The sequence below is a fragment of the Comamonas sp. GCA5 genome (assembly GCF_036541385.1).
GTDB classification, from domain to species: domain Bacteria; phylum Pseudomonadota; class Gammaproteobacteria; order Burkholderiales; family Burkholderiaceae_C; genus Comamonas; species Comamonas aquatica.
This window is the reverse complement of the sequence record NZ_JAZHFR010000056.1, coordinates 1-23,734: the sequence shown is the minus strand read 5'-3', so window position 1 is coordinate 23,734 and position 23,734 is coordinate 1. Positions and strand designations below refer to the sequence as shown.

At 64.6% G+C, this 23,734-nt stretch carries 16 protein-coding genes, 2 tRNA genes, 2 pseudogenes and 1 riboswitch; of the genes and pseudogenes, 8 read left to right on the top strand and 12 right to left on the bottom strand.

Translation table 11 applies throughout. The features are described from left to right. Together SJH88_RS13140 and SJH88_RS13135 are read right to left on the bottom strand one after the other, a co-directional pair. Positions 1–260: pseudogene (locus SJH88_RS13140) on the bottom strand (hypothetical protein); the annotation flags it as partial. A 74-nt stretch (positions 261–334) separates the two neighbouring features. After that, the gene (locus SJH88_RS13135; protein WP_420921741.1) at positions 335–877 is read right to left on the bottom strand and encodes a MarR family winged helix-turn-helix transcriptional regulator; all 543 of its coding nucleotides are present in this window, start codon (positions 875–877) and stop codon (positions 335–337) included. Positions 878–1,704: 827 nt separating this feature from the next. On the opposite strand from SJH88_RS13135, the pseudogene SJH88_RS13130 reads away from it, so the two are divergent. Further along, a pseudogene (locus SJH88_RS13130) lies at positions 1,705–2,930 on the top strand (GGDEF domain-containing protein). A 275-nt stretch (positions 2,931–3,205) separates the two neighbouring features. Here SJH88_RS13130 and SJH88_RS13125 read toward each other — a convergent pair. Continuing rightward, positions 3,206–3,282, bottom strand: a tRNA-Met gene (locus SJH88_RS13125). Between the two features lie 44 nt (positions 3,283–3,326). Then, positions 3,327–3,411: transfer RNA gene (locus tag SJH88_RS13120), tRNA-Leu, on the bottom strand. Between the two features lie 38 nt (positions 3,412–3,449). On the opposite strand from SJH88_RS13120, the gene cysM reads away from it, so the two are divergent. The 3 genes from cysM (at position 3,450) to SJH88_RS13105 (ending at position 5,340) form a co-directional block, all read left to right on the top strand. Next, positions 3,450–4,358: a cysteine synthase CysM gene (gene cysM, locus SJH88_RS13115; protein WP_274754731.1), complete on the top strand. Its 909-nt coding sequence runs from the start codon at positions 3,450–3,452 to the stop codon at positions 4,356–4,358. 71 nt (positions 4,359–4,429) lie between these two features. Next, positions 4,430–5,041, top strand: a complete 612-nt coding sequence (locus tag SJH88_RS13110; protein WP_045267151.1) for an NUDIX domain-containing protein — start codon at positions 4,430–4,432, stop codon at positions 5,039–5,041. Positions 5,042–5,112: 71 nt separating this feature from the next. Further along, positions 5,113–5,340: a sulfurtransferase TusA family protein gene (locus tag SJH88_RS13105; protein WP_042413925.1), complete on the top strand. Its 228-nt coding sequence runs from the start codon at positions 5,113–5,115 to the stop codon at positions 5,338–5,340. 86 nt (positions 5,341–5,426) lie between these two features. On the opposite strand, the gene galU is transcribed toward SJH88_RS13105, so the two are convergent. The 6 genes from galU to hemC form a co-directional block, all read right to left on the bottom strand. Then, positions 5,427–6,314, bottom strand: coding sequence for a UTP--glucose-1-phosphate uridylyltransferase GalU (gene galU / locus SJH88_RS13100; protein WP_274754730.1), 888 nt, complete (start codon positions 6,312–6,314; stop codon positions 5,427–5,429). A gap of 76 nt (positions 6,315–6,390) precedes the next feature. Next, positions 6,391–9,279, bottom strand: coding sequence for a valine--tRNA ligase (locus SJH88_RS13095; protein WP_274754729.1), 2,889 nt, complete (start codon positions 9,277–9,279; stop codon positions 6,391–6,393). 176 nt (positions 9,280–9,455) lie between these two features. Continuing rightward, on the bottom strand, positions 9,456–10,739 hold the full coding sequence (locus SJH88_RS13090; protein WP_274754732.1) for a heme biosynthesis protein HemY: 1,284 nt from the start codon (positions 10,737–10,739) through the stop codon (positions 9,456–9,458). 24 nt (positions 10,740–10,763) lie between these two features. Further along, the gene (locus SJH88_RS13085) at positions 10,764–11,855 is read right to left on the bottom strand and encodes a uroporphyrinogen-III C-methyltransferase (protein ID WP_043386988.1); all 1,092 of its coding nucleotides are present in this window, start codon (positions 11,853–11,855) and stop codon (positions 10,764–10,766) included. Further along, the gene (locus SJH88_RS13080) at positions 11,842–12,639 is read right to left on the bottom strand and encodes a uroporphyrinogen-III synthase (protein WP_043386981.1); all 798 of its coding nucleotides are present in this window, start codon (positions 12,637–12,639) and stop codon (positions 11,842–11,844) included. The genes SJH88_RS13085 and SJH88_RS13080 overlap by 14 nt, the downstream gene beginning before the upstream one ends. A 9-nt stretch (positions 12,640–12,648) precedes the next feature. Then, positions 12,649–13,584, bottom strand: a complete 936-nt coding sequence (hemC, locus tag SJH88_RS13075) for a hydroxymethylbilane synthase (RefSeq protein ID WP_043386980.1) — start codon at positions 13,582–13,584, stop codon at positions 12,649–12,651. An 83-nt stretch (positions 13,585–13,667) separates the two neighbouring features. On the opposite strand from hemC, the gene ppc reads away from it, so the two are divergent. After that, positions 13,668–16,526, top strand: a complete 2,859-nt coding sequence (ppc, locus tag SJH88_RS13070) for a phosphoenolpyruvate carboxylase (RefSeq protein ID WP_274754728.1) — start codon at positions 13,668–13,670, stop codon at positions 16,524–16,526. Between the two features lie 427 nt (positions 16,527–16,953). Here ppc and SJH88_RS13065 read toward each other — a convergent pair whose 3' ends face one another. Then, the gene (locus SJH88_RS13065) at positions 16,954–17,409 is read right to left on the bottom strand and encodes a Fur family transcriptional regulator (RefSeq protein ID WP_274754727.1); all 456 of its coding nucleotides are present in this window, start codon (positions 17,407–17,409) and stop codon (positions 16,954–16,956) included. A gap of 112 nt (positions 17,410–17,521) precedes the next feature. Beyond that, positions 17,522–18,538, bottom strand: a complete 1,017-nt coding sequence (locus tag SJH88_RS13060; RefSeq protein WP_274754726.1) for a cytochrome-c peroxidase — start codon at positions 18,536–18,538, stop codon at positions 17,522–17,524. A 325-nt stretch (positions 18,539–18,863) separates the two neighbouring features. Between SJH88_RS13060 and SJH88_RS13055 the strand changes: the two genes are divergently transcribed. From SJH88_RS13055 to SJH88_RS13045, 3 genes are all read left to right on the top strand, one after another. Next, a complete protein-coding gene (locus tag SJH88_RS13055) occupies positions 18,864–20,510 on the top strand; it encodes an acyl-CoA synthetase (RefSeq protein ID WP_274754725.1) in 1,647 nt (548 codons plus the stop codon). A 114-nt stretch (positions 20,511–20,624) separates the two neighbouring features. Beyond that, positions 20,625–20,743, top strand: a riboswitch (TPP riboswitch). A gap of 308 nt (positions 20,744–21,051) precedes the next feature. After that, the gene (gene thiC, locus SJH88_RS13050) at positions 21,052–22,986 is read left to right on the top strand and encodes a phosphomethylpyrimidine synthase ThiC (RefSeq protein ID WP_274754724.1); all 1,935 of its coding nucleotides are present in this window, start codon (positions 21,052–21,054) and stop codon (positions 22,984–22,986) included. Between the two features lie 281 nt (positions 22,987–23,267). Further along, positions 23,268–23,734 (top strand): transposase family protein (locus tag SJH88_RS13045; protein WP_479680504.1); only part of this gene is annotated, 467 nt, incomplete at its 3' end.

The following is a 23,734-nucleotide window of genomic DNA, read 5'->3' as shown; positions in this document are numbered from 1 at the left end:
CCCGCCAGGGCCTGGGCGACCAGCTGGTCCAGCTGGGCGTCGCCCAGGGCGGTCCACCAGGTGGGCGTGGTCAGCGCCGCGGCGTCGGCCGGAGCGGCGGTGGGCGCGTCCAGTCCCAGATCGGTGGCAGCCAGGGTGGTCAACGGGGTGTGGGCCGGACCTTGGGAGGCGCAGCCCGCCAGGACCAGGGCTGCCGCCAGGGCGGTGGCCGCACCCAGGGCAGGGCGCACCACGGGTGTGCGAAGGGTGAAAAACGTCATGAAAAGTGCCTGTGGTTTTTATTGAAATGGGGGCAGAACACGCTGCGGCGTGCGGCGCGGTGTCGCACGCAGGATCAGGGGCTGGGGTCGGGGCGGACCTCCTTGGATGGGTTCCAGGCGTCGCGCAGGGCATCGCCGTTGGCCAGCATGCGCTGCAGCAGGCTCAGCATCAGCGTGCATTCGGCATGGCTGAAGCCTTGCAGGTGGCCGTTGAGCACCCGTGTCAGCACCTGGGGCACCTGGGTGGCCACACGGCGGCCGGCATCGGTCAGCACCAGGTGCACCACGCGCCGGTCGGTGGTGGAGCGCTCGCGGCGCAGCAGGCCCTTGGCCTCGATGCGGTCCAGCGCCCGCGTTACCGAGGCCGGGTCCATGCCCAAGTCCTTGGCCAGTGTGCTGCTGTTGGTGTCGGCGCACAGCAGCAGCTTGTACAGCGGCAGCCATTGCACATAGGTCAGGCCCTGCTCGGCCAGCTGGGCATCGGCCGCCTGCAGGATGGAGCTGAGCACGCGGCGCATCAGAAAGCCGATGCTCTGGTCCGGGGTGTAGGTGCCACTTTGGTAGAAGAAGGTGGCCGTGTCGTCCGGATCGACGATGAGGTCGGGTTGCTTGTCCACTTGTCGTGTCAATACTTGATTGATCAATGATTGAGGTGGCAATTATTAAACAAGCCAGCCCCCGCTGTCTTGCGACCCCGCGCCACCCCGTTTTTGCAACTACTGCGGGCAGGGTTTTGGTGGAATGGATTCAGGCGCACGGCCCAGGGCGCGCAGGCTTCGCTGCTTCTTGTGGGTCGCCGTTGTCGTTGGCTTGGTGCTGCCATGGACCGGGTTGCTGCACCCCACCCATACAGACGCTGTGGCCCATTGGCGGGGGCGCCGCGGTAGCCGGACCCATGGCCGGTCGTGGCGCAACCTGGTTTTGAGAAAGGCGTGTTCCTTTGCGCACGGCGGATGCGCAGCAGTACGGGCGTCGTCACCGCCGGGCTTCGCCTGGGCTGGGATGCGCAGCGATTCTTGGTCTGTCAGAGTTTGGCGGGTCAGGTGCTTAAGCTGGCCGTGGTGGCGCTGTTGTGCACGCGAGGGCGTGTCCGTGGGGCACGCCGTGCGGCGTGTGGGTATGGCTTGCAAGCCTCGGCGCGTGACACGGGCGGTAGAGGTCGCGGCCTTGGGTTGTGCAAAGGTGGCATCAGCGCAAGGTCGGTGTGCTCAGGGGGCCAGCCCCGCGGGCGTGGCTCCAGTTCCAGGCCCTGGGCGCTGCCATCTCCCTTGGCAGCGCCAGCCGGGCTGGCAATCCAGGTGTAGGTCATTACACTCACCCGTTCTGTTACGAAAGCCCGCGGACTGCGTGCGTCGTTGGCGGCATGGCTGCGCGGCCTGTGGTGGGGCGCGGCACAGCTGTGGTGCTGCCGTGCAGCACCTCTGTCTACATTCTTTCCATCCCCATGGTTGCAACCATTCTCGTTGGCATGCTGTGCGCACACCTGTTGTGCTTTGCCGTGATGTTTCTGCTCATCAGCAAGCGCTTGCACGGCAAGACGATGGGCATGGACTTTTTCGCCGTGGGCAACCTGCTGCTGGGACTGGCCTATGTGCTGCAACTGCTGGAGGGCGGGCCGGCCTGGAGCGTGATGAGCGTGGTCAACCATACGTTCACGCTCGCGTCGCCCGTGGTGTTCTGGCTGGGGGCCATGCGTTTTTTGGACATGCCGTACCCTTGTGGCGACCGTTGCTTGCCGTGGTCGTGGCCTACACCAGTCTGCAGGTGCTGGTGCAGTGGAGCTTGGGGCCGGTGGCGCGCTATGCCATGCTGTCTGGCATGTCAGCCCTGCTGTTCTTGGTCATGGCCAGTACCGTGGTCTATGGGGTGCGCACCTTTGCCAAGGATTTGTACGCGGAGATGGTGTTTTTTGCGGCCTTGATCAGCGGCATTAGCCTGCTCAATGCCATCAAGTTCCTCAAGCTGCTGCAGGGCGGACTGGTGGCGCTGCAGATGGACGCCAATTTCCAGCTGGTGTTCTACATCTACATGTCCTTTCTGGCCACGGTGCTGCCGCCGTCCATCGTCTGGCTGGTGCTGCGGCGGTTGACCGATGAGCTGCGCCACCAGGCGGCGCGGGACCCGATGACACAGCTGCTCAATCGCCGGGGATTGACCGATGCGCTGAAGCAGCACTTCAATGCCCGCCATGCAGGGGCTGCGCATCTGTTGCTGATCGACGTCGATCATTTCAAGCACATCAACGACACCTACGGCCACCAGGCAGGTGATGCGGTCTTGTGCCATGTGGCGCAGGTGTTGCAGGCCACCGTGCGCCGGGGTGATCTGGCCGGCCGGATTGGGGGGGAAGAGTTTGCGGCCATCTGCCTGGATGCCGATGCGGTGGGCGTGGTGCATCTGGCGGAGCGCTTGCGTGGGGCGATGGAGCGCCAGGCCATTCCGGCCGATGGCAGTGATCAGCCGCTGCGCTGCACGATCACGGTGGGGGTGTCGCCCGCCTTCGTGGGGGTCCAGGCCCTGGACGGCGCAATGCGCGAAGCCGATGCCGCCTTGTACCGTGGCAAGGCAGCTGGGCGCAATCGGGTGGAGGTTGCCCTCAACCCCCATGATCAGGCCTTGCTTGCGGCGCTGAATGCCTCTGCGGCGCAGCAGACGGACGCCATCGGGTAGCTAGCCCCGTGCCCTTATGTGGCACGGCAATCCAAGCATGTCCAAGGTTGCAGCCAGTTCGGGCCGCCAGGGGCTGGAGTTCTCTGAGGGGTAAGCCCAGCGCGGAGAGGGTTTTTGGTGGGTGCTGTGCGCCTGCGCATTTGGCGAAGTGGCCCTGCTGTTTGGCGGGGTGTGACAGGGCATGGACGGCCAGTGGCAAGCCGGGAGATGCCCAAGCTTCCACTGAAGGTCGCAATAAAAAAGGCCTGGCGCAATGCGTCAAGCCTTTTGGGGGGTGGTTGCGAGGGCTGGATTTGAACCAACGACCTTTGGGTTATGAGCCCAACGAGCTACCAGACTGCTCCACCTCGCGGTAATTCTGGATGTGCGTGATGACGTGGCATACAAACTGTGTTGTGGTGCCCGGGGCCGGAATCGAACCGGCACGCCTTGCGGCGGGGGATTTTGAGTCCCCTGCGTCTACCAATTTCACCACCCGGGCGTCATCAGCGCAGACGCGAATTATGGCACATTTATGGAATGCAAAACAAATATCTCTCCATCGAAGCTGCCATTGGTTCCACCCCGCTGGTGGCCTTGCAGCGCATCGAGGCAGCCGCAAATGCAGAGCGTGGAAATGTGGTGTTGGGCAAGCTGGAAGGGAACAACCCGGCCGGTTCGGTGAAGGACCGCCCCGCGCTGTCCATGATCCAGCGCGCGCAGGAGCGCGGCGAGATCCGGCCCGGCGACACGCTGATCGAGGCCACGTCGGGCAACACCGGCATTGCCCTGGCCATGGCGGCGGCCATCAAGGGCTACCGCATGGTGCTGATCATGCCCGAGGACTTGTCGATCGAACGCGCCCAGACCATGAAGGCCTACGGGGCCGAGCTGATCCTGACGCCCAAGAGCGGCGGCATGGAATATGCGCGCGACCTGGCCGACCAGATGGTGGCCCAGGGCAAGGGCGTGGTGCTGGACCAGTTTGCCAATCAAGACAACCCGCGCGCGCACTACGAGACCACGGGCCCCGAGATCTGGGCGCAGACCTTTGGCGAGGTGACGCACTTCGTCAGCGCCATGGGCACGACCGGCACCATCACCGGCGTGGCCAAGTTCCTCAAGGAAAAGAACCCCAACGTCAAGATCATCGGTGCCCAGCCTTCGGAAGGTTCGCGCATTCCCGGCATCCGCAAGTGGCCCGAGGAGTACCTGCCCAAGATCTACGACGCCTCCCTGGTGGACGAGCTGGTCTACGTGAGCCAGGACGACGCCGAGGACATGTGCCGCCGCATGGCGCGCGCGGAAGGCATCTTTGCCGGCATCTCGGCCGCCGGGGCCTGCTGGGTCGCGCAGGAGATTGCCAAGCGTGAGCGCAATGCCACCATTGTGTTCATCGTCTGCGACCGCGGCGATCGCTATCTGTCGACGGGTGTGTTCCCCGCCTGAGCGGCGAACCGGCACCCAGGCCGCATCCCAGCGGCCTTTTTTTGCTCTGTGTGCACGGAAGGTAGGGCCTGATGAGCCATGAAATGCGTTTTTGCCCCAGTTGTGCCACCACCCTGCAGCGGGTGGCGCAGCAGGAGGATGGGGGACTGAAGGAGCGGCTGCGCTGCCCGGCGTGCGACTGGACGCACTGGGGCAACCCGACGCCGGTGCTGGCGGCCGTGGTGGAAAACGATGACGGGCAGGTGCTGCTGGCGCGGAATGCGCTGTGGCAGGAGGGCATGTTCGGCCTGATCACCGGCTTCATGGAGGCGGGCGAGTCGCCCGAGGCCGGCATTTGCCGCGAGGTGCTGGAAGAAACCAGCCTGCGCGTCAAGGCGCTGCGCATCCTGGGTTCGTGGGAATTCCTGCGCATGAACCAGGTGCTGATTGCCTACCACGTGCGCGTGGATGGCGAGGTCAAGCTTTCGCCGGAACTGGTGGAGTACCAATGGAAAACGCCGCAGGAGGCGCGTTGCTGGCCATCGGGCACAGGCTACGCTTTGGCGCACTGGGTGCGCAGCAAGGGGCTGGAGCCGCAGTTTGGCGCGTTCAGGCCCAACCAGTCGCCCGAGCCGGACCCGGCCAAGTGGCCCCTGCAGCACTGGAGCCACGACGAGCGCTTCGTGCTGCCCCCGCAATGGTGAGTCAAAACCACAGTTGCGGCGCTGCGCGCTGCGGCTGCCTACAATGACCGCTTGTTACAGGAACACACGCCATGGACATCCACAAGGAAATCGACACCCGGGGTCTGAACTGCCCCTTGCCCATCCTGAAGGCCAAGAAGGCACTGGCGGAGATGGTCAGCGGCCAGTTGCTCAAGGTGGTGGCCACCGACAACGGTTCGCTGCGCGACTTCCAGGCCTTTGCCAAGCAGACCGGCAACGAGCTGGTGCAGCAAGACACGGTGGGCGGCGAGTACATCCACATCCTGCGCCGCCGCTGATGCGATCTTGAAATTGCATAGCTGTTAGCGCACAAAAGGCCTGCATTTGCAGGCCTTTTGTATTGGAAGCGCAGGATGGTCGCGCGTCAGATGCTCAGGTTTTTCAAGTACTCGCGGAAATGCGCGCCCACGCCGGGGTGCTGCAGGGCCAGCTCCACCGTGGCTTCCAGAAAACCTTCCTTGCTGCCGCAGTCGTAGCGCTTGCCCGCGTACTGGAAGGCGTAGACGGTCTCGTGCGCCATCAGGCGCTCGATGGCATCGGTCAGCTGGATCTCGCCACCCACGCCCTGGGGCTGGTTGCGGATTTCCTCAAAGATGCGCGGCGTCAGCACATAGCGACCAGCCACGCCCATGCGCGAAGGGGCCTTCTCAGGAGCAGGCTTTTCCACGATCTCGTCGATGCGCAGCAGCGGGCCACCGGCCGGCTCGCCCTTGACGATGCCGTAGCGCTTGGTGTGCTCCAGCGGCACCTCCTGCACGGCCAGCAGCGAGCGGCCCTGCTTGGCAAACGCATCCACCATCTGCTTCATCACGCCCGGGCCGCCTTGGGTGCCGCGCATCAGGTCGTCGGCCAGGATGACGGCAAAGGCCTCCTGGCCCACCAGGGGCTCGGCACACAGCACGGCGTGGCCCAGGCCCAGGCTGCGAGGCTGGCGCACGAACAGGCAGTTCATGTCGGCCGGGGCAATGCTGCGCACCAGGTCCAGCATGGCGTGCTTGCCGGCGTTCTCCAGCTCGTTCTCCAGCTCGTAAGCAGTGTCGAAGTGGTCTTCGATGGCGCGCTTGCTGCGGCCGGTGACGAAGATCATGTCGCGGATGCCGGCCTCATAGGCTTCTTCCACGGCGTACTGGATCAGCGGCTTGTCCACCACGGGCAGCATTTCCTTGGGCGAAGCCTTGGTGGCCGGCAGAAAGCGGGTGCCCAGGCCGGCCACGGGGAACACGGCTTTGCGGACGCGGGTGGGGTGGGACATGCAAATTCCTTTTCGAGTTCTGGATGGCAAAAAGGCGCAGTTGCCTGCGCCTTGGGTTGCTCAGCGAGAAAGCATATCAGCCCAGGCGGGCCAGCTGCTCCTGAATGCGGGCCAGTGTGGCGCCAAATTCCGCCACGCGTTTCTTTTCCTGTTCCAGCACGGCGGCGGGGGCCTTGGCGCAGAAGGCTTCGTTGCTCAGCTTGCCGTTGGCCTTGGCGATTTCACCTTCCAGGCGCAGGGCTTCCTTCGACAGGCGGGCCTTCTCGGCGGCCACGTCGATTTCCACGAACAGCGCCAGGCGGGCATCACCCACCACGGACACGGGGGCGGACTGGGCTTCGGCCTGCCAGGTGGCTTCGTGGTCGAAGACCTTGACCTCGCTGAGCTTGGCCAGGTTCTTCAGCACGTCGGCATTGGCGCGCAGGAAGTCGGCGGCTTCGGCGCTGTCGCCCAGGGCCAGCAGCGGCAGGCGCTGGGCGGGGGAGACCCCCATCTCGCCGCGCAGGGTGCGGCAGGCGTCGACCATCTGCTTGATGCGGCCCACGTAGGCGATCGCGGCTTCGTCGATCTTTTCGGGCTGGGCCTCGGGGTAGGCCACCACGGCGATGGAGTCGCCCGCACGGCCAGCCACGGGCGCCACCTTCTGCCACAGCTCTTCGGTGACGAAGGGGATGATGGGGTGGGCCAGGCGCAGGATGGTCTCCAGCGTGCGGATCAGCGTGCGGCGCGTGGCGCGCTGCTGGGCCGCGTTGCCGGTCTGGATCTGCACCTTGGCGATTTCCAGGTACCAGTCGCAGAACTCGTTCCAGACAAAGTCGTAGATGGCGTTGGCCACGTTGTCCAGGCGGTACTCGGCAAAGCCCTTGGCCACTTCGGCCTCGACCTTTTGCAGTTGCGACACGATCCAGCGGTCAGGCTGGCTGAATTGCAGGTAGCCACCGGCACAGTCGGCGGCGGTGTGGTCCTGCAAGCCGCAGTCGTAGCCTTCGCAGTTCATCAGCACAAAGCGGCTGGCGTTCCACAGCTTGTTGCAGAAGTTGCGGTAGCCCTCGCAGCGCTTGCTGTCGAAGTTGATGGAGCGACCCAGCGAGGCCAGGGCGGCAAAGGTGAAGCGCAGCGCGTCGGCACCGTAGGCGGGAATGCCTTCGGGGAATTCCTTTTGCGTGTTCTTGCGCACCTGGGGCGCGGTCTCGGGCTTGCGCAGGCCGGTGGTGCGCTTGTCCAGCAGGGGCTCCAGCGCAATCCCGTCGATCAGGTCGACCGGGTCCAGCACATTGCCTTCGGACTTGGACATCTTCTTGCCCTGGGCATCGCGCACCAGGCCGTGGATGTAGACATGCTTGAACGGCACGCGACCGGTGAAGTGCGTGGTCATCATGATCATCCGGGCCACCCAGAAGAAGATGATGTCGTAGCCCGTCACCAGCACCGAGGAGGGCAGGTACAGGTTGTAGTCGTCATCGGCAGCGTCGGTCTGGCCGGGCCAGCCCATGGTGGAGAACGGCACCATGGCGGACGAGTACCAGGTGTCCAGCACATCCGGGTCGCGTGTGAGGGTCTTGCCGGGGGCCTGGGCCTGGGCTTCGGCTTCGTTCTTGGCGACGTAGAGATTGCCTTCTTCGTCATACCAGGCCGGAATCTGGTGGCCCCACCACAGCTGGCGCGAGATGCACCAGTCCTGGATGTTGTTCATCCACTGGTTGTAGGTGTTGACCCAGTTCTCGGGCACGAACTGCACTTCGCCGGAGGCCACGGCATCGATGGCCTTTTGCGCAATGCTCTTGCCGGTGGGGTCCTGGTCGCTGACCTTGCTCATGGCGATGAACCACTGGTCGGTCAGCATGGGCTCAATCACCTGGCCGGTCCGGTCGCAGATCGGCACCATCAGCTTGTGCTTCTTGGTCTCGACCAGCAGGCCCAGGGCTTCCAGGTCGGCGACGATGGCCTTGCGGGCTACGAAGCGGTCCATGCCGCGGTACTTCTCGGGCGCTTCGTCGTTGATGGTGGCGGTCAGCGTCAGCACGCAGATCATGGGCAGCTTGTGGCGTTGGCCGACCTGGTAGTCGTTGGGGTCGTGCGCGGGCGTGACCTTCACCACGCCGGTGCCGAACTCGCGGTCCACGTAGTCGTCGGCAATGATCGGGATTTCGCGGCCCACCAGGGGCAGCGTCACGGTCTGGCCGATCAGGTGCTGGTAGCGCTCGTCTTCGGGGTGGACCATCACAGCCACGTCGCCCAGCATGGTTTCGGGGCGGGTGGTGGCCACCACCAGCTGGCCTTCACCGCTGGTCAGCGGGTAGGCGATGTGCCAGAGCGAACCGTCCTTTTCCTGGTTCTCGACTTCCAGATCGGACACGGCCGACTGCAGCACCGGGTCCCAGTTGACCAGGCGCTTGCCGCGGTAGATCAGGCCTTGCTGGTACAGCTTGACGAAGGTCTCGGTCACCACCTGGGACAGCTTGTCGTCCATGGTGAAGTACTCGCGGCTCCAGTCCACGGTGTCGCCCATGCGGCGCATCTGCGTGGTGATGGTGTTGCCGGACTTTTCCTTCCACTCCCAGATCTTCTGGGTGAAGGCGTCGCGGCCCAGGTCATAGCGGCTCACGCCCTGGGTCTGCAGTTGGCGCTCCACCACGATCTGGGTGGCGATGCCGGCGTGGTCGGTGCCGGGGATCCAGGCCGTGTTGTAGCCCTTCATGCGGTGGTAGCGCGTCAGCGAGTCCATGATGGTCTGGTTGAACGCGTGGCCCATGTGCAGCGTGCCGGTCACATTGGGTGGGGGCAGCTGGATGGCGAAGTTGTGGCCTGCCGCGGTGGCCTCGGCACTGGGCGCGCCCGTGCCGCGGTAGCCTGCGTTGCCATAACCGCGCTTTTCCCACTCGGGGCCCCAGTGGGCTTCCAGCGCGGCAGGTTCAAAGGATTTGGACAGGCTGTTCAGGCCCGGCTGGGCAATGGATTCACTCATGGCGGATTCGCAAATGAAAACGGCATCCAGCGTGCGGGATGCCGTCGGTGAGCTGTTAGCTGAAAGGACGGATTGAGGGTGATTTTACCGACCCAACCCAGCGATGGGTGGGGTAGGGCATTGTTTGCAGCCAAATTGGCGTTGGACGCAGGTGCAGCAAGCGCTGGCAGCTATGGTTATTGCTGGTTTTGCAAGGCCGCCTGGCGCCAGGCCTGGGCCGCGGCCTGGCTGTCCTCGCGCTGTTCGGCCACAACGGCCAGGGCCGTCCAGGCTCGCGCGCGCAGTGCGGCGTCGTCCAGGCGCTGGACCGCGCCTTGCAGCAATTGCTCGCCCTTGCCCCACAACTGCTGCTCCATGCAGGCCATGCCGGCCAGGTATTGCAGCCGGGGCTCCTGCGGTGCGGCGCGGTGGGCCGTTTCCAGCCGGGCCAGCCAGGTGGCGTCCAGCCCGTCCAGCGCCTGCGGCAGGACGGTGAACAGGCGCAGGGTCTGCGTGCTGGTCAGGGACTGGGGTGCTTGGATGAACTGCTCCAGCACCGGCAGCAGCCAGCTGCGCGCTTGCTGGGCGTCGCCTTGCAGCTCCACCAGCTTGCGCGCGGCGGCCAGGGCGATGTCGGGCGCGTCGCGGTCGGCCGGGTGCAGGCTGCGCCAAGTCTGTTGCAGTTGCTCGGCATCGTGGGTGTGCTGGATCTGTTCGATCACCAGGCCGCGGATGATGCTGGCGGCCGCTTCCGGGGACAGGCCGCCGTGCTTGGCCAGCAGGCGGGCGGTTTCCAGGGCGGAGTGCGTGGCGTGTGCCAGGCGGCTGGCCTTCAGCTGGATGCGCAAGGCCATGGTGCGGCGGCTGGCGCCGGGGGGCAGCTGCTCCAGGCGCTGCAGGGCTTCCTGGGGATCGCGGTCATCCAGGGCCCAGCGCGCGGCACGCATCTGGGCGCCTTCGCGGATTTCCTGCTGCTGCAGGCTGCCGTTGAGCGGCACATCGTCCAGCGCCTGCTCGTAATGGCTGTCGCGCGCCGCCACATCGCGCAGGGCATGGGCGCTGTCGGCGGCCAGCATGTGGGCGATTGCCCGCAGGTGGCTGTCCTGGGCGAAGTGCGCGTCCTCGTGGCGCAGCTCGTCGCTGAGCTTGAGCAGGGTCTGCGCCGACTTGCGCGCCCGCACATAGCGGCCCGCTTGCAGGTGCGAGAAACTGGCCACCAGCGCCTGGTAGAGGTTGCGTTCCTTTTGCTGCTGGCGCCAGCGCTTGGCTTGGTGGGGCAGCATGACCAGGGCCGAGAAGGCCCGCAAGGCCGCATAGGCCAGGGCGAACACGGTGAACAGCAGCAGCAGCACCATGTTGAGCGACAGGTCCACCCGGTACGGGTGCCAGAACAGGCTGACCATGCCCTGGTTGTTGCCAGCGAACAAAGCCAGTGCGACGGCCACGGCGAACAGGCCGACAAACCAAAGTGCTGCGCGCATCATGGTGGAAGTCCTTTCGCGCGCTTACAGCCCGGTCGCTGCGGTGGACAGCGCGGTCAGCGTGTCTTCCAGCGACGGTTGTTGGGTGGCTTGCAAATGCGTCTGCAGCTGGGCCAGGACCGATTGGGCCTGGTGGGTGCGGCGCGATCCGACCTCGAAGTACTTGTTCAGCGAGGCCTGGGCCGCACCGATGTCGGCGCGGGCCGCATCGAACTGGCGCGCCAGCACGGCCAGGCGGGCGTTCAGCAGCTTGAACTTGAGGTTCTCGCGCAGGAAGAAGGCTTGCTCGGGCGCCATCAGCATGGCGTCGGCGTGCTCGATGCGGCTGACGCGCAGCAGATCGCGGGCTTCATCAAGCGTGCCCTGCCAGATTCTGTGGCCCCAGTTGCTCCACCACGCCCACTGCGCGGGGGTGAGGGTGGCATCTTGCGCGGCCTGCGGCTGTGGCGCCTTGCGCTCGGGTTGCCGCTGGGTGTCCTGCAGGGGGGCGCTGTTTTGCACGTGCAGGTCATCGACCAGGCGCACCACGTCGTCCAGGCGGGCCAGTAGGCTGGCGGTGTCGGTGACTGCGGTTCGGGACAGGCGCTCCAGGTCCCGTTCCATGGCTTGCTGCACAGTGATCAGGCGTGGCTGGGTGGAGCGCTCCAGGCGCTTGATGCTGTGGTGCAGGGCTGCCACCAAGGGCTCCGTGCTCCCCGTCAGTTGGGCCTGTTGCTGGGCCATGCGGATGGCCGACTCCAGATCCACCACCAGGGTTTCGTCGCGCGAGCGGGTGAGGTTTTGCACCAGCGTGTCCAACTGGCCGCGCTGCAGGCTGACCTCGTTCACACGGGCTTCCATCACCGACAGCTTGGCGCTGGCATCCCGCACCAGGTCCTGCGACTCCCGCGCCAGGGCGCGGGCCTCGACGGCCTGGGTGGTGGCCTCGGCCGTCTGCCGGGCCAGCTGTTCCTGCATGCCATCGACTTTCTGCCAGAGCATCAGGCTGCAGCCCAGGCCGGTGGCGCCGACCACCAGGGACAGCCACGCCCAAGTCGGCGTGGCGGCGTGGGGGACGCCGGGTTTTTCAAACGGTACGGCCTGCGAGGCAATGGGGGCGCTGTCAGGGGAGGTCATGCAATGATTTTATCGAGGCCACAATGCCTTGCACGGTGGGCGGTGTGTCGATCACGGTGCCGAAACCCGCGTCGCGCGCTTGCTCGGCAATCCGCGGATGGGTGGCCAGGGCGGTGTGTGCTTGCCAGGACCAGGCGGGGTTGCTCCATCGCAAATGTTGCACAGATTCGGAGCTGCTGAACAGCCATAGGGCATTCTGCGCGCGCAACGCGGCAATGTCCTGCAGCAAGCCCGTGCCATCGGCGGGGGGGTGGCGCTCATACACCGGGGCAAAGTCAACCTGCACGCCTTGGCGCTGCAACTGCTCGGTCAGCCAGACGCGGCCACGGCCCGCTGCATCCTGCCCGTCGCCACCGCGCACGATCAGCACGCGCTGGCCGGCGCGGACCTGGGTCTGGATCTGGGCCCACAAGGACTCCGAGTCAAACTGCGCGGCATCGGCCGCAGGCTGGTCGATCTGTGACAGGGGTACGCCGGCGGCCAGCAAGGCCTTGGTGGTGCCGGGGCCGGGTGTCCAGATGCGCGCCTGGGCAGGCCAGGCACGGTGTGTGGTCTGCAGCTGGTCGGCAAAATAGCGCACGGCATTGCCGCTGACGAACATCAGGGCGTTGTAGGTGTCCAGCTGTTGCAGTGCGCAGGCCAGCGCCGCCTGGGCCGCGGGGCTGCGGCTGGGACCGATCTCCATCAGGGGCAGGCAGTGGCTGGGCACGCCTGCCGCCTGCAGCTGCTGTGCCCACAGCGTGGCGTCCGGTTGTGGACGGGTGACAACGAGCAGCGGCAGCATCCGGCAGTGCTAGGCGTTGGAGCAGACCTTGGCACCACCCGCCTGCAGGCGGCGTGCCACGTCCGTACCCAGGGCCTCGGCCTGTTCCAGCGTGGAAACTGGGGCTGTCTGTTGCACCTGCACCAGGGGCAGGATGCCTTCGGGGTCGCCCCAGGCGGCATCCAGGCGCATCAGGCCTGCGTCCAGCACGGCGTGGGCAGCAAGGGGGACAGAGCAGCTGCCCCCCATGCCGCGGCTGACGGCACGTTCGGCGGCCACGCGCAGCCAGGTTGGCAGGTGGACCAGCGGTGCCAGCGCCTGCGCCAGGTCTTGGCGGTCGGTGCGAATCTCGATGCCCAGGGCGCCCTGGCCCGCGGCGGGCAGCATGGCGGTGGGTTCGAAGATGCTGCGGATGCGGTCGGTCATGCCCAGGCGCTTCAGGCCCGCCGCGGCGAGGACGATGGCGTCGTACTGGCCTTCGTCCAGCTTGCGCAGGCGGGTGTCGAGGTTGCCGCGCAAGGGTTCGATCTTCAGGTCGGGGCGCAGCGCCTGCAGCAGCACCTGGCGGCGCAGGCTGGATGTGCCGACGACAGCGCCCTGGGGCAGGGCGTCCAGGTCGGCGTAACGGGGTGACACGAAGGCGTCACGGGGGTCTTCGCGCTCCATCACGCAGGCCAGGGCAAAGCCATCCGGCATGTCCATGGGCACGTCCTTGAGCGAGTGCACGGCGATGTGGGCGCTGCCTTCTTCCAGGGCCACTTCCAGTTCCTTGACGAACAGCCCCTTGCCACCGACCTTGGACAGGGTGCGGTCCAGGATCTGGTCACCCTTGGTGGTCATGCCCAGCAGCTGCACCTGGTGTCCCTGTGCTTGCAGCAAGGCCTTGACATGTTCGGCCTGCCACAGCGCCAGGCGGCTCTCACGGGTGGCGATGACAAGCGGGGGGAGGGGTGTGGCGAGGGTCATGACTTCAGTGGTTTGGCGTGTGCCTTCGGATCAGCGGGGGATGCTAGCATGGCAAGTTGCCATAGAAACCGGTGGGAGTATTCATGAAAAAGCTTGCTGCGCGAAAGAACGACCAAGATCAAAACGCTGCTTCTTTGCAGGCCAGGGCGGCACGCAAGCATGACAAGGATCTGCCGCTGATCGAGGACATCCGTCTGCTGGGGCGCATTCTGGGCGACATCATTCGCGAGCAGGAAGGGGTGGCGGTCTACGAGCTGATCGAGCAGGTGCGTCAGTTGTCGGTGGCCTTTCGCCGCGACCACGACCATGAGGCCGACAAGGCGCTGAAGAAGCTGCTCAAGGGGCTGAGCACGGATCAGACGGTCAGTGTGATCCGTGCCTTCACCTACTTTTCTCATCTGGCGAACCTGGCTGAGGATCGCCACCACATCCGTCGCCGGGCGGTGCACGAGCGTGCCGGCAATACGCAGGAAGGCAGCGTCGAGGTGGCCCTGTCGCGCCTGCGCTGGGCCGGCATCACGCCCGATGAGATCGCGCAGACCCTGGCTCAGGCCTATGTCTCCCCGGTGCTGACGGCCCACCCCACAGAGGTGCAGCGGCAGAGCATCTTGCAGGCCGAGCACGACATCGCCCGCCTGCTGGTGGAGCGCGATGACATCCAGGCCCGTGCCCAGCTGTTCAACAGCGCCAAGGACGCACTCACGCCGCGTGAACTGGCCAGCAATGAGTCCATGTTGCGTGCCCGCGTGGCGCAGCTGTGGATGACGCGCTTGCTGCGGTATTCCAAGCTCACGGTGGCCGATGAAATCGAAAACGCCTTGAGCTATTACGAGGCCACCTTTCTGCGCGAAGTGCCCAGGATCTATGCCGCGCTGGAGGATGCGCTGGAAGGGCGTTCCATCCACAGCTTCCTGCGCATGGGGCAGTGGATTGGCGGGGATCGCGATGGCAACCCGAATGTCACGGCCGACACACTGAAGCTGGCGCTGTGCCGCCAAAGCGAAGTGGTGCTGCGCCACTACCTGACCGAGGTGCACTACCTGGGGGCCGAGCTGTCCATGTCGGCGCGCCTGGTGGATGTGTCGGCAGCGATGCGGGCACTGGCGAATGCATCCCCGGACAGCAATCCACACCGCCAGGACGAGCCTTATCGCCGTGCCTTGACCGGTATTTATGCGCGCCTGGCCGCAACGCTGGAACACCTGACCGGGGGGCAAGCGGCCCGCCATGCCGTGGCACCGCAGAACCCGTATGTGCAGGCAGAGGAACTGCTCAACGATCTGCTGGTGATTGGCGATTCCCTGCGTGCCCACCACGGCGAGAGCCTGGCCGCGCAGCGCCTGAATCCCTTGATCCGCGCGGTGAAGGTGTTCGGTTTCTGTCTGTCGACGGTGGATTTGCGCCAAAGCTCGGACAAGCACGAGGCGGTGGTGGCGGAGCTGCTGGCGGTGGCCCAGGTCGACGCCAACTATGCGCAGCTGGATGAGGCCCACAAGTGCGCGTTGCTGCAGCGCTTGTTGCAGGAGCCACGGCCACTGCGCGTGGTGGCCGGCCAGTATTCGGAGTTGGCCTGCAGCGAACTGGCGATTTTCGAGGCGGCCAAGGAGATGCGTGCCCGTTACGGGCGGGATGCCATCATCCACTACATCATCAGCCACACCGAAACGGTCAGCGACCTGTTGGAAGTGCTGCTGCTGCAAAAAGAGGTGGGCCTGCTGCAGGGCTGCCTGGACCAGCCGGATGCCCGACTGGATCTGATCGTCGTGCCCTTGTTTGAGACCATCGGTGATCTGCGTGCCGCTGCCGACATCATGCAGGCCTACTACGCCATCCCCGGTGTGGCCGCGCTGCTGCAGCGTTCGGGCGGCGTGCAGGACATCATGCTGGGTTACAGCGACAGCAACAAGGATGGCGGCATTTTCACCAGCAACTGGGAGCTGTACCAGGCCGAGCTGGCGCTGGTGGAGCTGTTCGATCAACTGGGCCAGCAGCATGGCTTGCGGCTGCGCATGTTCCATGGCCGTGGCGGCACGGTGGGCCGGGGCGGTGGCCCCAGCTACCAGGCCATCCTGGCGCAGCCCCCGGGCACCGTGCGCGGCCAGATCCGTCTGACCGAGCAGGGCGAGGTGATTGCCTCCAAGTATGCGAATCCGGAGATCGGCCGGCGCAACTTGGAGACCCTGGTTGCCGCCACGCTGGAGGCCACGTTGCTGCAGCCCACCAAGCCGGCCACCAAGGCCTATCTGCAGGCGGCAGAGCAGCTGTCCCAGGCCAGCATGGCGGCCTATCGCAAGCTGGTGTACGAGACCCCGGGGTTTGCCGACTACTTCTTCGGCTCCACACCCATCCGGGAGATTGCCGAACTCAACATCGGCTCACGCCCGGCGTCACGCAAAGCCACGCAGGCGATTGAAGATCTGCGTGCCATCCCCTGGGGGTTCAGCTGGGGGCAGTGCCGCTTGACCTTGCCAGGCTGGTATGGCTTTGGTTCTGCGGTGGAGGCCTTTGTGCAGCTGGAGGGGGCGGATCCACGCCGTCAGCTGGCATTGCTGCAAAAAATGTACCGCCAGTGGCCGTTTTTCCGCACGCTGCTGTCGAACATGGACATGGTCATCGCCAAAAGCGATCTGGCCCTGGCATCGCGCTACAGCGAGCTGGTGACCGACGCCCGCCTGCGCAAGCGCATCTTCTCCAGCATCGAGGCCGAGTGGCTGCGCACCACCGATGCCTTGGCGCGCATCACGGAAGAAAAGGATCGTTTGGCCAGCAACCCGGCGTTGGCACGTTCGATTCGCCACCGGTTTCCGTATATTGACCCGCTGCACCACCTGCAGGTGGAGCTGGTGCGGCGCTGGCGTGCCGGCCAGGTGGACGAACGCCTGAAAAACGGCATCCATATCTCGATCAACGGGATAGCGGCCGGCTTGCGCAACACGGGCTGATTCTCGACGTCGCGCACCCTTGAAAAACTCCATCCAGTGCGCCCAGGGCGCTGGGTGGAGTTTTTTTATGTGGTCCAAGAAAAAAGGCCTGCATCGGTGATGCAGGCCTGGCCTCCTCCGCTCTGGTGAGTCCCAGAGCATTCCTCATTTGTTTGTCTCGCCGCACTGTGTGTGGCGATGGGATGAATTGTAGGAACGAAATGGCAGTCTGTCAGCAGAAAGGCCATTTTTTCGTAAAAGATGTCTTATATAAAACATGTTTTCTTTTGGTGATAAAAGGCATTCTTTGAGAGGTGTATTTTTGTTTTAAGTGGTTGATCTTTAAATAATTAATAGATTTCTGTAATTATTGAATGGCAAGATTTGTCATTGGTGTTTTTGCAAATACCCCACCCGGGATGTCAGTCATTGACCCGGAAAAATGGCGTCACTGGGGCTGGGGGTGCACGGTTTTCTGGCGGACACGCACGATGAGATCCAGACCGACCAGCTCCAGGTGTGCGGGAATGTCGGGAATGCTGGGCCACTGCAGCATTTCTGCCGGCAGGTCTTCCAGGGTCCCCGTGTCTTCGTGGTAAATGTGCGAGTGCGTGTCGGTGCGGGAGTCGTAGACCGTGCGCTCGGGATCCAGGCGCAAGGCACGCAGCAGGCCTTTTTCGACAAACAGCGGCAAGGTGTTGTAGACGGTGGCCCGGGACAGGCTGGGCAGCAGCTTGCGTGCTGCGGCCAGGATGTCGTCGGCCGCCAGGTGCACGGGGGCATGCAGCAGCACCTGGGCAATCGCCATGCGCTGGCGTGTTGGCTGGATGTCCGCGCTGCGCAGCCGGGCTTCCAGGGCGTGTGGGGTGGTGGTGTGGGAGGTGGAAAGAGGCTGGGCTGTCATGTCGGTGGGTGGTGAGAACCTGAAGAAGCGACATCCGCACAAGGCGCTGCAGCACCTTGGCGGATGAATGCGCGCTCAAAAGTCAGCGCAAAGTCCCGAGGACCAAGCGTTCTTACTTTTTAGCGAAAGGCTGGGGGCGCGGGGTCTTGTCGCTGGAGGGCGGCAGGATGGGCATGGTCAGCTGGGGCTGATCGCCGGTCAGGGTCTTCAGGAAGGCCACGATCTTGGCGTTTTCCTGGGGCGTGAACTTCTTGCCCAGCTGAATGCGGCCCATGGTGTCCACGGCTTCGCTCAGTGTGTCCGCCGCACCGTCGTGGAAGTAGGGGTAGGTCAGCTCGACGTTGCGTAGGGTGGGGACCTTGAAGTTGAAGCGATCGGCATCGGTGCCGGTCACTGCCACGCGGCCTTCGGCGGGGTTGTTGGTCTTGTAGGCTTCGACCACGCCCATGCGCTGGAAGGAGTTGCCGCCCACGGCCGTGCCGTTGTGGCAGGCCACGCAGCCGCTGTCGCGGAACAGCTTGTAGCCTTCCAGCTCGTCCTTGCTCAGTGCCTTCTGGTCGCCCTTGAGCCACTTGTCAAAGCGCGAGTTGGGGGTCACCAGGGTTTCTTCGAAGGCGGAGATCGCATCGGTCACCTGGTCGATGTCGATCTTGTCCTTCTTGAACACCTGCTTGAACTCGCCCAGGTAGCCGGGGATGGAGTTCAGCATGTCCACCGCCAGTTCGTGGGTGAACGCCATCTCCATGGGGTTGGCAATCGGACCGCCGGCTTGTTCCTTCAGGTTGGCGGCACGGCCATCCCAGAACTGGGCCACGTTCAAGCTGGAGTTCAGCACTGTGGGCGAATTGATGGGGCCTTCGGCCCAGTTGTGGCCGATCGAGGTCTTCAGGTTGTCGCTGCCGCCCATGGACAGGTTGTGGCAGGAGTTGCACGAAATGAAGCCGGACTTGGACAGGCGTGGATCGAACCACAGCTTCTTGCCCAGTTCCACCATCGCGGGGTTGGTCACCTTGTGGGCGACCAGGGGAGAGATTGGCTCGTTGTTGGGGGACATCGCCCAGGTGGCGGCGGATGCCAGGGCTGCAACGGTCATGGCAGCAGCAACGAGGGGGCGCAGTTTGAGTTTCATGTGTGGCTCCAAAGCACTTGTCGTTTTCAAAGGCAGGGACAACTCGGATCGAGCGGACCGTGGCCATCTGCTCCGTCTGGCGGTGCGACCTCAGGATGCACACAGGGTGTTCCCATGGATGACTTGGCTTAGACCCAGTCCAGATGGCAATCCCATTTCACTGGATACTGAAATTTGTGACATTGCGCCGCATCAAACCTAGGGCCGTTGCCGGTTTGTCAAGTGACTTGCGGACCCTGGGGGTCCACGCTTAGCATGCGTGCGGCCGGCGGTATGCCAACATACGGCCACGTCAAAAATCACAACCCACAGGGAGACAACAGCCATGACCAGCACCTTCGACCAACACCTGGATCGCAATGCCGCCAACTTTGCAGCGCTGACCCCGCTGAGCTTTCTGGAGCGCACCGCCAGCGTCTATCCCGAGCGCCTGGCCATCATCCACGGCGACTTGCGCCAGACCTGGGCGCAGACCTATGCGCGTTGCCGGCAGCTGGCCAGCAGCCTGCGCCAGGCCGGGATTGGCAAGAACGACACCGTGGCCGTGATCCTGCCGAATACGCCGCCCATGGTGGAAGCCCACTTTGGCGTGCCCATGGCCGGGGCGGTGCTGAACACCTTGAACACGCGCCTGGATGCCGAGGCCCTGGCCTTCATGCTGGACCACGGCGAAGCCAAGGCCTTGATCGTGGACCCCGAGTTCGCGCCGGTGATCGCGAAGGCCCTGCAGCTGCGCGAACGCACCCAACCCATCCTGGTGATCCAGGTGGACGATGCCCTGTACGGCGAGGCCGCCGTGCAGGTCGGCAGCATCCGCTACGAGGACTTTGTGGCCCAGGGCGATGCCGCCTATGCCTGGGAGCTGCCCGAGGACGAGTGGGATGCGATTGCCCTCAACTACACCAGCGGCACCACCGGCAACCCCAAAGGCGTGGTCTACCACCACCGCGGTGCGGCCATCAACGCCATCAGCAACGTGCTGGAGTGGGACATGCCCAAGCACAGCGTCTACCTGTGGACCTTGCCCATGTTCCACTGCAATGGCTGGTGCTTCCCCTGGACCGTGGCGGCCCGCGCCGGGGTCAATGTCTGCCTGCGCCGGGTCGAGGCCAAGGCCATCTTTGACGCCATGCGCGAGCACGGCGTCACCCACTACTGTGGCGCGCCCATCGTGCAATCCCTGCTGGTGAATGCGCCGGCCGAGCTGAAAGAGGGCATCCCTGCCGGGGTGAAGGCCATGGTGGCCGGTGCCGCGCCCCCGGCCTCGATGATCGAAGGCATGGAGGCCATGGGGTTCGACCTGACCCACGTCTATGGCCTGACCGAAACCTACGGCCCCGCCACCGTCTGCGCCAAGCATGCGCGCTGGGACCAGCTCGACATTGGCGAGCGTGCCCGCCTCAATGCCCGCCAGGGCGTGCGCTACCACCTGCAGCGCGAAGTGCGGGTCATGGACCCCGAGACCCTGCAGCCCGTGCCCCAGGATGGCGAGACCATGGGCGAGATCATGTTCCGCGGCAACATCGCCATGAAGGGCTACCTCAAGAACCCCAGCGCCACGGACGATGCCTTCCGCGGTGGCTGGTTCCACAGCGGCGATCTGGCCGTGCAGTACCCCGATGGCTACATCCAGATCAAGGACCGCAGCAAGGACATCATCATCTCCGGCGGCGAGAACATCTCCTCGATCGAGGTCGAAGACGTGCTCTACCGCCACCCCGCCGTGCTGGCGGCGGCGGTGGTGGCCAAGCCCGACCCCAAGTGGGGCGAGACACCGTGTGCCTTCCTGGAAATCAAGCCGGGCGCCCAGGTCAGCGAGGCCGACATCGTGGCCCACTGCAAGCAGCACCTGGCCGGCTACAAGGTGCCGCGCGCGGTGGTGTTTGGCGAACTGCCGAAGACCAGCACGGGCAAGATCCAGAAGTTCGAGCTGCGCAAGCAGGTCGGATCGGCCAGTGCCATCGTGGTCTGATTTTCAGCATTGATAGCTGCCAGCGAATGCCTAGCAAGCGCTGGAGTCGGTTTTGGTGCTGAAAGCCTAGGCGTTTGCCCGGTGTCCTGCGCCGGCGCAGATGCGCCTATACTCACGGCTGCTCCGGGGTGTGCGAAAGCGCTGAGATGCGAACCACTGTGAAAACAGTGGCCAGCGAACCCGACGAACTTGATCCGGTTCATACCGGCGGAAGAAGAGCGGGACCCTGAAGCAGGGCCAGGAATGGACAGGCACATGGGCTTTTGCAAGGCCAGGCAGGTGCCCACCATCCCCAGGCACAGCAAACCCCAGGCGCCTCGCGCACTGGGGTTTTGTCTTTTGGGGATGGAACACCGGGCGTGTCAGCCTTGGTCGGAATCGGTCGATTCCGGTGGCGTCGGTCAGGCATTGTGGGAGCAATGCCAGGGCTGGAGCCAGGAGCAGGCGAAGGTGGATGGCGCTAGCCATCTCCCACGCCATCAGAGCGGCCCAGCACTCCACGGAGCGTTTGATGAACTTCACACGCTTTTTGGAGACCGCAATGAACGCCCCCGATGCCATCTTTACGCCCGCCGCCGGCAATGCCCCCGATGCCGCCCGTTTCGCCGACCTGCTGGCCCAGTCGCGCCAGCCATTTCCGGCATCCACCAAAAGCTACCTGAGCGGAGCCATCCACCCGGATCTGCGCGTGCCGGTGCGCGACATCGCGCTGACCAACGGCGAGCAGGTCAGCGTCTACGACACCTCGGGCCCCTACACCGACCCCACCGCCCATATCGACGTGCGCCAGGGCCTGGCCAGCGTGCGCGGTGCCTGGATCGAAGCGCGCGGTGACAGCGAGTTCTACGTGGGCCGCCCGCGCGTGGCGCTGGACGACGGTGGCAAGCGTGGCGAGGAAGACGCGCGCGTGGCCCAGCTGCGCGCCGAGGCGGCCGCGCTGCAGCGCCAGCCGCGCCGTGCCAAATCGGGCCAGAATGTGACCCAGATGCACTATGCCAAGCGCGGCATCATCACGCCCGAGATGGAATACGTGGCCCTGCGCGAGAACGGCCGCCGTGAATGGATGGCGCAGTACCAGCAGGACGCGGCCCGCGAACTGCGCCTGGCCGGCAACAGCCTGGGCGCCGCCATTCCCAAGATCATCACGCCCGAATTCGTGCGCGACGAAGTGGCGCGCGGCCGCGCCATCATCCCGGCCAACATCAACCACCCCGAGATCGAGCCCATGGCCATCGGGCGCAACTTCAAGGTCAAGATCAACGCCAACATCGGCAATTCGGCCGTGACCTCGAGTATCGAAGAAGAGGTGGAAAAGCTGGTCTGGGCCATCCGCTGGGGGGCGGACAACGTGATGGACCTGTCCACCGGCAAGAACATCCACACCACACGCGACTGGATCGTGCGCAACTCGCCCGTGCCGATTGGCACCGTGCCCATCTACCAGGCGCTGGAGAAGGTCGGCGGCATTGCCGAAGACCTGACCTGGGAGATCTTCCGCGACACCCTGGTCGAGCAGGCCGAGCAGGGCGTGGACTACTTCACCATCCACGCCGGCGTGCGCCTGGCCTACATCCACCTCACGGCCCAGCGCCGCACCGGCATCGTCTCGCGCGGCGGCTCCATCATGGCCAAGTGGTGCATGGCCCACCACCGCGAAAGCTTCCTGTACGAGCACTTCGAGGACATCTGCGACATCATGAAGCAGTACGATGTGTCCTTCAGCCTGGGTGACGGCCTGCGCCCTGGCTGTGCCTCGGACGCCAACGACGAAGCCCAGTTCGCCGAACTCAAGACCCTGGGCGAGCTGACGCAAGTGGCCTGGAAGCACGACGTGCAGACCATGATTGAAGGCCCCGGCCACGTGCCCATGCACATGATCCAGGCCAACATGACCGAGCAGCTCAAGCACTGCCACGAGGCGCCGTTCTACACCCTGGGCCCGCTGACCATCGACATCGCCCCCGGCTACGACCACATCGCGTCGGCCATCGGCGCGGCCATGATCGGCTGGTTTGGCACGGCCATGCTGTGCTACGTCACGCCCAAGGAGCACCTGGGCCTGCCTGACCGCGACGACGTCAAGCAGGGCATCATTGCGTACAAGATTGCGGCCCACGCTGCCGATGTGGCCAAGGGCCATCCGGGTGCGCGTTCGCGCGACGATGCACTGTCGCAAGCGCGTTTCGACTTCCGCTGGGAAGACCAGTTCAACCTGGGCCTGGACCCCGACACGGCGCGCGCCTTCCACGACGAGACCCTGCCCAAGGACAGCGCCAAGGTCGCCCACTTCTGCAGCATGTGCGGACCCAAGTTCTGCTCCATGAAGATCACCCAGGAGGTGCGCGACTTTGCCAAGCAGCAGGGCGTGGCCGAAGAGCAGGGGATTGCCGCCGGCATGCAGGCCAAGGCCGAGGAGTTCAACCGCACGGGCGGGGAGTTCTACATCCCCATCGCCAGCGACACCACGGCGCGTTAAGTGCTAAATAGGCTGTCAGCGCTTGTCTGGTGAGCGCTGACAGCTATGAAAACAAAGTGCCCCTGGGCCGCGGAATGCCCCCACTGGCCCAGGGGCGTCGCCGTGAGGTGGCGGGCGGTATTCAGGCACACGGCCTGGGGGCTTTGATGATTATTTTTTGCATCACCTAATTGTCGGGTCCCGGACGATTGGCTGCTTAAAAACAAGCGTCCGTTGCTGCATGGCCGAGAGGTACTGCAAGCAGTTCTGGCAACATGGCAATCCCGTGCCAAGGAGTTGCCATGCTGATCAGCCTTCACAAGAACGCTACGACCACACCTGCCACCCGTTTGGCATTGCAGCAAGCCAGTGGTACTGATCGAGAGTTGGCGCAGCAATACGGCATTGGCATAGGGACCGTGCGTAAGTGGCGGGGCAGAACCACGGTGCATGACGCCAGCCACACGGCCCACCGCCTGCAAACGACTCTCAATGCAGGGCAGGAAGAGCTGGTTATTTATCTGCGCAGCCAGCTGCGGCTACCTCTGGATGACTTATTGGCGGTGGTGCGAGAGTTCATTGAGCCGGCCATGAGCCGCTCGGCGCTGGATCGCTTGCTGCGCAGACGAGGCCACTCCAGATTGCCCGTACAGCCCAAGCCTGAGGGCGAGCACAAACCCTTCAAGGCGTATGAGCCTGGCTATGTACATGTAGATGTGAAGTACCTGCCCCAGATGCACGATGAGGACAAGCGCCGCTATGTTTTTGT

Excerpts from the sequence above, each read along its gene's own strand:
- SJH88_RS13105 (WP_042413925.1), top strand. The coding sequence starts at position 5,113 with ATGGACATCCACAAGGAAATCGACACCCGGGGTCTGAACTGCCCCTTG.
- thiC (WP_274754724.1), top strand. The coding sequence starts at position 21,052 with ATGAACGCCCCCGATGCCATCTTTACGCCCGCCGCCGGCAATGCCCCC.
- ppc (WP_274754728.1), top strand. The coding sequence starts at position 13,668 with ATGAAAAAGCTTGCTGCGCGAAAGAACGACCAAGATCAAAACGCTGCT.
- SJH88_RS13095 (WP_274754729.1), bottom strand. The coding sequence starts at position 9,279 with ATGAGTGAATCCATTGCCCAGCCGGGCCTGAACAGCCTGTCCAAATCC.
- galU (WP_274754730.1), bottom strand. The coding sequence starts at position 6,314 with ATGTCCCACCCCACCCGCGTCCGCAAAGCCGTGTTCCCCGTGGCCGGC.
- SJH88_RS13080 (WP_043386981.1), bottom strand. The coding sequence starts at position 12,639 with ATGCTGCCGCTGCTCGTTGTCACCCGTCCACAACCGGACGCCACGCTG.
- SJH88_RS13085 (WP_043386988.1), bottom strand. The coding sequence starts at position 11,855 with ATGACCTCCCCTGACAGCGCCCCCATTGCCTCGCAGGCCGTACCGTTT.
- hemC (WP_043386980.1), bottom strand. The coding sequence starts at position 13,584 with ATGACCCTCGCCACACCCCTCCCCCCGCTTGTCATCGCCACCCGTGAG.
- cysM (WP_274754731.1), top strand. The coding sequence starts at position 3,450 with ATGCAAAACAAATATCTCTCCATCGAAGCTGCCATTGGTTCCACCCCG.
- SJH88_RS13090 (WP_274754732.1), bottom strand. The coding sequence starts at position 10,739 with ATGCGCGCAGCACTTTGGTTTGTCGGCCTGTTCGCCGTGGCCGTCGCA.
- SJH88_RS13110 (WP_045267151.1), top strand. The coding sequence starts at position 4,430 with ATGAGCCATGAAATGCGTTTTTGCCCCAGTTGTGCCACCACCCTGCAG.
- SJH88_RS13060 (WP_274754726.1), bottom strand. The coding sequence starts at position 18,538 with ATGAAACTCAAACTGCGCCCCCTCGTTGCTGCTGCCATGACCGTTGCA.
- SJH88_RS13055 (WP_274754725.1), top strand. The coding sequence starts at position 18,864 with ATGACCAGCACCTTCGACCAACACCTGGATCGCAATGCCGCCAACTTT.
- SJH88_RS13065 (WP_274754727.1), bottom strand. The coding sequence starts at position 17,409 with ATGACAGCCCAGCCTCTTTCCACCTCCCACACCACCACCCCACACGCC.